Below are 8,851 nucleotides of genomic sequence, written 5' to 3' on the forward strand. Positions count from 1 at the left end.
TCGGGCGCCCGCTCGCCGGGGGTGCGAACTACGCGGCGGTGAAGGCCGCGAGCGAGGCGTGGACCCGCGCTGTCGCTCAGGGCTTCGCCAAGGTCGCGCGGGATGCCGGTGAACCGCTCCGTGCGGCATCCGTCGTGTTCCGCGCGAAGGCGCTCGACCCGGACTCTCTCGCGCGTCGTGTGCTGGCGCTGTGGGACGTCGACGCCGCGGAACTGAACGACCAGATCATCACGCTCGACTGAGCCCGTCGGGCGAAGTCAGCGTCGCCCCTCAGGGATCTCCGGAGGGAGCCCACGCACCGGCGGCAGCGCATCGGGGTGAGTGACGTGCGTGGCATGGGTGACGTGGTCGGCACCGTCATCCTCTGCAGCGTCGTCAGTCTGTCCAGCGTCATCACCCTCTGCAGCGTCGTCACTCTCTGCGCTGAGGTCCTGCTCGGGCGCGCTCGCGTAGAGGACGGTGAGTTTGCGGTACGACTTCGTGAAGAACGCCAGGGTTCCCGCGACCACCATGATGAGGCCGGCGAACAGGCAGATCAACGCGATGCCCCGCGCATCGCCCTCGCCGAGCAGCCACCCCCACTGCTGCTGGCCTGCGTCGGTCCTCATATACGGGATGATCAGGAACTCGGCGATCGGGGCGATCAGGAACGCCGTGACCGGAGCCGCCGCGGCCTCCATCGCCGCGGCAACGCCGAACACCCGCCCCTGGCGGTCGTATCGCACGACCTTCTGGATGATCGTCTGCTCGGCCGCTTCGGCCGGCGGCACCAGAGCCATGTAGACCCACATGCCGATCACGTACAGCGGCCACCATTCCCGCAGCATGAACACCGAGCCGAGCAGCCCCATCGCGATCACCACGAGCAGCAGTGTGCGCATGGGTTTCGCGCCGAGACCGAACTTGGCGACGAGTCCGCCGCCGATCAGGAACCCGGTCGACGCGAACGCCAGCGCGAAGCCCCAGGTCTGCGCGTCGAACAGCGTCAGGCCGTACGGGTCCATGAGCGCCATGTAGACGCCGCCGACGAGGTTGTTGAAGGTCGAGAAGATGATCAGCGCGAACAGTCCCGGCGCCAGCCTGATGGCGGTCACGCTGCCGCGGAAGTCGAGTGCGCTCTTGGCATCCGGGTCGGGCGTGGGCGTGCCCTCGGGAATGCGGATGAAGAGCAGGTGCACGAACGTCAGCACCATCGCGCCGATCGCGATCGCCAGGGTCCACCCCATGCCGAGGAAGCCGATGGACAGGCCCGAGAACACGCTCGTCACGAGGAAGGCGAGGCCCTGCACCGTGCCGACGAGCCCGTTCGCGTTCGCGCGCCTCTCTTCGGGCACGAGCAGCGTGACCGTCGTCGACAGCGCGATGTTGCGCAGCTGCTCGATCACCCCGCCGAACAGGATGATGACCGAGAACAGCCAGAACCACGGGCCGCCGAGATCGAGCAGAGCCGATTCGGGCTGCCAGACGTAGAGCAGGCCCGCGATCAGGAAGGCGACGGCCGAGATCACGCTCGAGAGCAGCATCACCGTGTGCTTGCGGTTGCGATCGACGATCGTGCCGAAGATCATCGCGAAGAACGCGATGAACAGCATGTAGGCGCCGCCGATGATGCCCGTCGCGAGCACCGACTGCGTCTCGATGTACACCCAGAACGTGAGCGCGAACCACAGGAAGCTCGTCGTCACGTTCGCGATGAGCGTGTTGACGAGGACGTTGGCGAAGGCGGTCTTCGCAGCGGTGCGCTCCATGGGTTAGAGGGTAGGCGTGGCCTCCGACATTCGGAAGGGGTGTCCCGATCTGCGGACTCGGCCCCGATCTGCGTCCGAATCCGGCAGAACCGTCCGCAGAACGGGACCGGGTCCGCGGATCGGCACGGGCGGCTCAGGCGGGCGGACCTCAGGGAGACGGGCCGTAGGCTTGTGCGGTGAGCATTCAGCATGACCCCGCGATCCGGGGCTTCGCCAGTGACAACTATTCCGGCGTCCACCCCGAGGTCCTCGCGGCCATGGCGGCGGCCAACGGGGGCCACCAGGTCGCCTACGGCGAAGACGCCTACACCGCACGCCTGCAGGACGTCTTCCGCTCGCACTTCGGCGACGGCGTCGAGGCCTTCCCGGTCTTCAACGGCACCGGCGCGAACGTCACCGGCCTGCAGTCGATGCTGCCTCGCTGGGGCGCCGTGATCGCGGCATCCACCGCGCACATCAACGTCGACGAGGGCGGAGCACCCGAGAGGATCGGCGGCTTCAAGATCCTCGCCGTGCCCACCGAGAACGGCAAGCTCACCCCCGAGCTCGTCGACCGCGAGGCCTGGGGCTGGGGCGATGAGCACCGCGCGCAGCCGCTCGTCGTCTCGATCACCCAGTCGACCGAGCTCGGCACCCTGTACTCGGTCGACGAGATCCGTGCCCTCGCAGACCACGCGCACGAGCGCGGCATGACCCTGCACCTCGACGGCGCTCGCATCTCGAACGCGGCCGCCGCCCTCGACGTGCCGCTGCGCGCGTTCACCCGCGATGCCGGAGTCGACGTGCTGAGCTTCGGAGGCACCAAGAACGGCGCCATGCTCGGCGAGGCGATCGTCGTGCTGAACCCCGAGGCGTCGAACGGCCTGCAGTACTCGCGCAAGTTCAACATGCAGCTGTCGTCGAAGATGCGCTTCGTGTCGGCTCAGCTGATCGCCCTGCTCGATGGCGACCTGTGGCTGCGCAACGCTCAGCACGCGAACGCGATGGCTCAGCGGCTGCGCGGCTCGATCGAGGCCGGCATCGCGGCAGGCACGATCGACGGCGTCACGTTCACGCAGCCCACGCAGGCCAACGGCGTCTTCGCCCAGCTGCCCGACGGCATCGCCGATCAGCTGCGGGAGTCGTTCCGCTTCTACGACTGGGATGCCGCGCGCAACGAGGTGCGCTGGATGTGCGGCTTCGACACCGAGGAGTCCGACGTCGATGCCTTCGTCGCCGAGCTCGGTCGCCTCACCACGCGCTGACCCTCGGGCCGCGACATATGCAGAGACCCACCGTCACGAGTCGTGACGGTGGGTCTTCGCGTCTGCGCCAGACTGTGCGGCTGCGCCGGATCTGCCGCTACCGCAGCAGTCCGAGGTTCGCGAGCGCCTGTCGGATGAGCGTGCCTCGGCCACCCTCCATCTCGGCGGCGACCGCGTCGGAACCGGCGGCCTCCGGCGAGAACCAGGTGACCTCGAGCGCGTCCTGACGAGGCTCGCAGGTGCCCGTCACGGGCACCACGAAGGCCAGCGACACGGCGTGCTGCCGATCGTCGTGGTAGGCGCTGACGCCGGGGATCGGGAAGTACTCGGCCACCGTGAACGGCAGCGGCTGCGGCGGCAGCAGCGGGAACGCCATGGGGCCGAGGTCGTTCTCGACGTGGCGGAAGAGCGCGTCGCGGATCGTCTCGCCGAAGCGCACCCGACCCGACACGATGGTGCGGGTCATCTCCCCGAGAGGCGTAGAGCGCAGCAGGATGCCGATCTCGGTCACCTGGCCGGATCCGTCGGTGCGCACGGGAATCGCCTCGACGTAGAGCATCGGCAGCCGACGGCGTGCCTCTTCGAGCTCGAAGTCGCTGAGCCAGCCGGGGTTGCCGTCGCGAGACGGCGACTGCGCGTCGTCGAAGCCTCCGAGGCCGTCTTCGGGCTCGGGATCGGGATCAGGTGTGCGGACGGACATGTGTCCTTTCTACCAGCCGCACCTTCGGGCTGACACGGACTTGACACCGCTCACCGGCATACGACTCACCCGGCGGACGGCGCGAGTGTCCGTCCCCGCTGGCAGGATGGTGCGGGTGAGCGAAGAACTGACGATCGACGACACCCTCACGCGCTGGTCCGCCGCGGATCGCGCGGAGACGCCGCTGCTGGTGCTGCTGCACGGCTACGGCGCCGACGAGCACGACCTCTTCGGGCTGACGCCCTACCTGCCCGACGGGGTCGCCGTGGCGTCGGTCGCCGCTCCCCTGTCGCCCCCGTGGCCGATGCCCGGTCGCTCCTGGTATGCCATCGAGGGTCTCGACGGGCGCAGCTCCGACTCCGTCACCTCCGCCGCCGAGGCCTTCCTGCGCTGGCTCGACGATGCCGCGGCCGATGCTCCGGCCGTGGCGCTCCTCGGCTTCTCCCAGGGGGCGGCCGTCGCCCTCCAGGCCATGCGCCTCGCTCCCGAACGGGTCGACACAGTCGTGGCCCTCAGCGGATACGTCGCCGCGGGAGAGCTGCCGAACGACGAGACGCTGACCGCGCTGAAGCCTCACGTCTTCTGGGGCCGGGGCACGAACGACCAGGTGATCCCCGAGGCGCGCATCGTGCACACCGCCCAGTGGCTGCCTGCCCACTCCGAGCTGTCGGGTCGCGTCTACACCGGGCTCACGCACAGCATCTCGGAGGACGAGCTCGGCGACGTGCACGCCTTCCTCACGAAGTGGCTGAGTCGGATCTGACGAGCACGGTCACCTCGACTCCCCAGCCCAGCCGGACCACCTGCTCCCGCGCCCAGCCGGCGGTCGCCGCGAGCGCGACCAGCGAGTCGCTCGTGCGGAACGGCGCTCCGGTCATCGCGTAGCCGACGACCTGATGCTCATCGACATCCGGACTCAGCGCGTCGGGCGTGCTCGACTCGATCACGAGCGCTCGTCTCGTGCTCCCGGCGATCTCCGCGAGCAGCGCCGACGCCTCCTCGTCCGTGCGATGCGCCAGCGCGAGCGCCAGCACCGCGAGGTCCGAGGGGCGCAGCCCGCGATGCAGACGCTCGGGGCGCTCGACGGATGCCTGCAGAGCGTCGAGCACCCGACCGTGCTCGTACACCGCGACGTCGATGCCCGTGCGCCGCGCATCGTCGAGCGCGCCGATCACCGCGGGGGCACCGGGGCCGACGATCAGTGCGCTCGTCACCCCGTTCCACAGCGCGCTGGACGTCATCAGCCCGTCGAGCAGATAGGCCAGCCGACCGGCGTTCTCGATGAGCTCGTCGACGTGCGCGGCGTCGTCGCGCGCCTGGGCCGCGACAGGATCGCCTCCGCCTCGAGCCCGTCGAACTCCTCTCGATGGTGGTCGTCGAGGAGCTCCGCGCCCGCGTGCCCGAGCGAGAGCGCGTCCGCCTCCCCGACGACCACCCCGTGCGACGCGAGTACCGGCCGGAGGACCGCGATCGCCCCCTCGGCGACCCCGATCCGCGCTGCCAGCTCCCCCTGTGGCAGCGCTCCGTCGGCGAGCGCGTCGATCACGCCCAGCCGCACCGCTGCTCGGATGACGAGCCACGGCACCGGCGAGGCGGCCTCTGCCACCGGGGTCCGGTCTTCCGGCTGCGCGTCGTCGTTCGACGCGTCGGCATGCCAGTAGCCGGTGATGTTGATCCTGTCCTTGGCGAGTCCGCGCTCGCGCTGCAGGTAGCGGCGCACCGGCAGCAGCGCGCGGCTCTCGGCGGCGGCCCACGCATAGCCTTCACCCTGCTCCGGCAGCGTCATCGCCCGCACGGCCGCCTCCACGGCATCCGCGTCGCCGCCCTTCGCCACATGCCAGGTGACGACGTCGCCCTCCCGAGTGCGCAGGTCCTGACGCGCGGAGTCGTCCTCGACGAACAGCGCGATGTGAGCGGGAGCATCCACCGGCCGTTCGTCGAGGAACCGCCCGACGGCCGGGAGACCCGTCTCGTCGGCGACGAGCACGATCCAGTCGATGTGCTCGGGGAGCCGCAGCGAGGCCTTGGGCCCGACGAAGCACAGCGGATCGTCCACCGAGACGCTCTGCGCCCAGGCCGCGGCGGGCCCGTCGCCGTGCAGCACGAAGTCGAGGGCCATCTCGCCGGCATCGACGTCGACCCACCGAGGGGTGTAGTCGCGGGCCACGCGGTTGTCGGCAGCGGTCCACTCGATCCCGTGCGGCAGCTGCAGCGGAAGCGCCGACTCGAGATCGCCGTCCGACGCGAAGATCAGCTTCACGTGGTCGTCGAAGCCGGGAGCAGCGAACGCGCGATGCACGGTGCCGTCGACGACCGTCTCACCGAGTCCTGCTCCGCCGACCACGATGCGCCGCATGCGAGGAGTGACCTCCTCGATGCGGCGCACCGTCACACGGCGCACGACCAGCGGATGCGAGGTGAATGCGCGATGTGCCATATCAGCCGAACAGCTCCTCGATCTCGTCGAGCAGGGCGAGCGCCTCGTCGTAGTCGCCGCGCGCCATCCAGTACGGCAGGACATACGCACTGTCGTTCTGGAACGCCGGCAGCGCTGCCAGCACGGGGTTGGCCGACAGGGCCTCGATGTCGCCGATGTCGGTGTTGAATCCCGTGATGAACACCGTGGGCTGCGTGATGACCTGGCCCACCTGCTCGGTCGAGAGCTCGAACGAGTCTCCGCCGGGGGTGTACGGCTCGTAGTCACCCGACGCGAACAGCGGAGCCGCCTCGATGCCCACCGAGTCGAAGACGACGGGCAGCCCCATGTCCTCCCTGGCGACGTACACGCGCCCGTCGGGGAGGACCGACAGGAAGGCCGCGGGCGCGGGCGGCGGGGTGATCGCGGCCGCGACCTCGGCGACGCGGTCGTCGTAGGCGGCGAGCGCCTCGTCGTAGACGTCGCCCTTGCCGAACACGTCGTCGGCGAGGAACGAGTACTGGTCCTGCCAGGTGGCCTTGTCGCCGCTGACGATCACGGTGGGGGCGATGTCGCTGAGGTCGTCGTACGCCTCCGTGGCCAGCATGAGCGGGAACCCGACGCCTCCGCCGATGATCAGGTCGGGCTCGAGCGCGAGGATCGCCTCGAGGTCGAAGCCGTCGCCGCTCCAGGAGACGAACTCGGTGCCCTGCGCCTCGGCGTCGTCCGCCCAGAAGTCCGAGAAGGATGCCTCGTAGTCGAAGTCCTCCTGCGTGAGGCCCACCACCGGGACGTCGAGGTCGTAGAGGTAGCCGGCCAGCGCATAGTTGAGCACGACGACCTTCTCCGGGTCGCCGGGGACGGTGACATCGCCCTGGTCGGTCGTGACGACGCGGCTCTCCGCGCTGTCGCCCGCGGGGGCATCGCCCGATTCGGGAGCCGGTTCGGCGGCGCACGATGCCAGCGCGAGCACGGAGACGACGGAGAGCGCGGCGACGGCGCGGAGGGATCTGGACATGGAGACCTCGGGGATCGATGACGTGATGGATCCGAAGGCAGGCGGCGGACGGCACTGCTCGGGTAAGGTAAGGCTATTCTCACTAACCCGTCGAATCGTCACGGAGATGACATCGACGGTGACGGAAGCGACATGTCTCGGAGGGTGAGCAGCGTGCGATCCACCGCACTCGGGAGCAGCGTCCCCGAGAACTCGATCCGGTTCCTCGGCCACGACACCCATGAGCACGACGAACCCCATCTGATCTACGTCGTGACGGGCGCCGCGGTGGTGACGGTCGACGGCGTCGAGATCCCCCTGCGCACCCATGAGGCCGTGTGGCTGCAGCCGCACGTCCCGCATGCCGTCCGCATCCGCGAGGGCGGGATGGTCCTCGGCCCCATGCTCGAAGACGGGGTCGTCCCCGGTCCTCGCGTGCGCGTGCTCGGCGTCGTGCCCGCGCTCGTCGACGTGATGACGACGTCGCTGGTCGCATCGCCGACGACCAGCGAGCAGGTGCTGCCGTTCCGCCGCGCCATCGGGCGCGTGCTCGACAGCATCTCGCGTCCGCGCTTCCCTGTCGTGTACCCGGAGCACCCGGCCGCCCGACGCCTGGCCCGCGACGCGCTGCGCACCTCGCTCGCGCTCGACGAGCTCGCCCTCCGCCATCGCATGAGCGCACGCCAGGTGCAGCGCATCTTCGTCGCCGAGACCGGATGGCCCTTCTCCCGATGGCGCGTCAGGGCACGGCTGAACTCGGCGGTGTCGCATCTCGTCGGCGGCGGCGACGTGACGACGGCGGCTCGTCTGTCCGGGTTCGCGACGCGGGCCGGTCTCCTCAAGGCCCTCAGCCGCGAGACGGGTCTCGCCGCCGATGAGCTCGCCCGCGACGCCAGAAGCGTCCTCGTCACCGCCTGAACGGTCTCCATCGACGGCGTGCACCGGGCAGGAACCCCCGTTCGAAGCTGTTAGCGTTTCGGCGTTCGAAGGAGCCGCATGATCGCCGACACGACCTCCGCCCGCGCGGATGCCGGCCGTCGGCGACCCCGGATGCGCCGTCGCCTCATGGGACTCGCCGTGGCGGTGCTCCTGCTGGGTGCGCTCAGCGCGGCGAGCCTGTTCTGGGGGTCGGCGGCGCTGCCGGCCGACGTCGTCTGGCGCGCGCTGACCGATCCGGACGGGTCGGTGACATCCGTCACCGTCAACACGGCCAGGGTGGATCGCACACTGCTCGGGATCCTCGTCGGCGCCGCGCTCGGGGTCTCCGGAGCGCTCATCCAGGCGCTCACTCGCAACCCCCTCGCGGATCCGGGCATTCTCGGCGTGAACGCGGGTGCGGGCTTCGCTGTCACTCTCGCGGTGGCGTTCCTCGGCGTGGTCAGGATCGATCAGTACCTCCCGTTCGCCTTCGTCGGCGCGATCGCCGCGTCCGCGATCGTGTACCTCGCCGCGGGCGCGGGCCGAGGATCCGGCTCGCCCGTGCGTCTCACGCTGGTCGGAGTCGCCTTCGCCGCCGTGCTCACCGGGTTCTCGCACACTCTGTCGCTCGTCGATGCCGACACCTTCAACCGGATGCGCTTCTGGGGCGCGGGGACGCTCGCCGACCGTCCGACAGGCACCGTCGAGGCGATCGTGCCTGCGGTCGTCATCGGTCTCGCGATCGCGGCCCTCTGCGTCCGCCCGCTCAACGCGCTCGCCCTCGGCGAGGACACCGCGCGCGCCGTGGGCGTGCGCCTCGGCGCGGCG

Annotated in this window: 9 protein-coding genes and 1 pseudogene; 5 read left to right on the forward strand and 5 right to left on the reverse strand. The window is 70.0% G+C overall.

Features of this window, described 5'->3' with window-relative positions; all coding sequences use genetic code 11:
- A pseudogene (locus tag RTM68_RS14860) lies at positions 1–242 on the forward strand (alcohol dehydrogenase); the annotation flags it as partial.
- A 15-nt stretch (positions 243–257) separates the two neighbouring features.
- On the opposite strand, the gene RTM68_RS14865 reads toward RTM68_RS14860, so the two are convergent.
- On the reverse strand, positions 258–1,748 hold the full coding sequence (locus tag RTM68_RS14865; RefSeq protein ID WP_312172342.1) for an MFS transporter: 1,491 nt from the start codon (positions 1,746–1,748) through the stop codon (positions 258–260).
- 176 nt (positions 1,749–1,924) lie between these two features.
- Here RTM68_RS14865 and RTM68_RS14870 point away from each other — a divergent pair, with 176 nt between their 5' ends.
- On the forward strand, positions 1,925–2,992 hold the full coding sequence (locus RTM68_RS14870; RefSeq protein WP_312172344.1) for a low specificity L-threonine aldolase: 1,068 nt from the start codon (positions 1,925–1,927) through the stop codon (positions 2,990–2,992).
- Between the two features lie 97 nt (positions 2,993–3,089).
- Here the strand turns inward: RTM68_RS14870 and RTM68_RS14875 are convergent, their stop codons facing one another.
- Complete coding sequence (locus RTM68_RS14875; protein WP_194765451.1) at positions 3,090–3,692, reverse strand: NUDIX hydrolase family protein; 603 nt, start codon at positions 3,690–3,692, stop codon at positions 3,090–3,092.
- 106 nt (positions 3,693–3,798) lie between these two features.
- Between RTM68_RS14875 and RTM68_RS14880 the strand changes: the two genes are divergently transcribed.
- On the forward strand, positions 3,799–4,455 hold the full coding sequence (locus RTM68_RS14880; RefSeq protein WP_312172357.1) for an alpha/beta fold hydrolase: 657 nt from the start codon (positions 3,799–3,801) through the stop codon (positions 4,453–4,455).
- On the opposite strand, the gene RTM68_RS14885 is transcribed toward RTM68_RS14880, so the two are convergent.
- Genes RTM68_RS14885 through RTM68_RS14895 form a run of 3 tightly spaced genes read right to left on the reverse strand, consistent with a single transcriptional unit; the run spans position 4,430 to position 7,126 of the window.
- Positions 4,430–4,933, reverse strand: a complete 504-nt coding sequence (locus RTM68_RS14885) for a hypothetical protein (RefSeq protein ID WP_312172347.1) — start codon at positions 4,931–4,933, stop codon at positions 4,430–4,432. The two genes, RTM68_RS14880 and RTM68_RS14885, sit on opposite strands and share 26 nt — an antisense overlap.
- Positions 4,933–6,129, reverse strand: coding sequence for a siderophore-interacting protein (locus RTM68_RS14890; protein ID WP_312172349.1), 1,197 nt, complete (start codon positions 6,127–6,129; stop codon positions 4,933–4,935). Before RTM68_RS14890 ends, RTM68_RS14885 begins: the two co-directional genes overlap by 1 nt.
- A gap of 1 nt (position 6,130) precedes the next feature.
- Positions 6,131–7,126, reverse strand: coding sequence for an ABC transporter substrate-binding protein (locus RTM68_RS14895; RefSeq protein ID WP_312172351.1), 996 nt, complete (start codon positions 7,124–7,126; stop codon positions 6,131–6,133).
- Positions 7,127–7,279: 153 nt separating this feature from the next.
- On the opposite strand from RTM68_RS14895, the gene RTM68_RS14900 reads away from it, so the two are divergent.
- Positions 7,280–8,023 (forward strand): AraC family transcriptional regulator, encoded by a 744-nt coding sequence (locus RTM68_RS14900; RefSeq protein WP_312172353.1) that lies wholly within the window; start codon positions 7,280–7,282, stop codon positions 8,021–8,023.
- A 78-nt stretch (positions 8,024–8,101) separates the two neighbouring features.
- The coding region (locus tag RTM68_RS14905; protein ID WP_312172355.1) for an iron chelate uptake ABC transporter family permease subunit at positions 8,102–8,851 on the forward strand (750 nt) is incomplete at its 3' end.

Source organism: Microbacterium sp. (assembly GCF_031988965.1).
In the GTDB taxonomy this organism is placed as follows: domain Bacteria; phylum Actinomycetota; class Actinomycetes; order Actinomycetales; family Microbacteriaceae; genus Microbacterium.

Excerpts from the sequence above, each read along its gene's own strand:
- RTM68_RS14865 (WP_312172342.1), bottom strand. The coding sequence starts at position 1,748 with ATGGAGCGCACCGCTGCGAAGACCGCCTTCGCCAACGTCCTCGTCAAC.
- RTM68_RS14875 (WP_194765451.1), bottom strand. The coding sequence starts at position 3,692 with ATGTCCGTCCGCACACCTGATCCCGATCCCGAGCCCGAAGACGGCCTC.
- RTM68_RS14880 (WP_312172357.1), top strand. The coding sequence starts at position 3,799 with ATGGTGCGGGTGAGCGAAGAACTGACGATCGACGACACCCTCACGCGC.
- RTM68_RS14885 (WP_312172347.1), bottom strand. The coding sequence starts at position 4,933 with ATGACGTCCAGCGCGCTGTGGAACGGGGTGACGAGCGCACTGATCGTC.
- RTM68_RS14890 (WP_312172349.1), bottom strand. The coding sequence starts at position 6,129 with ATGGCACATCGCGCATTCACCTCGCATCCGCTGGTCGTGCGCCGTGTG.
- RTM68_RS14895 (WP_312172351.1), bottom strand. The coding sequence starts at position 7,126 with ATGTCCAGATCCCTCCGCGCCGTCGCCGCGCTCTCCGTCGTCTCCGTG.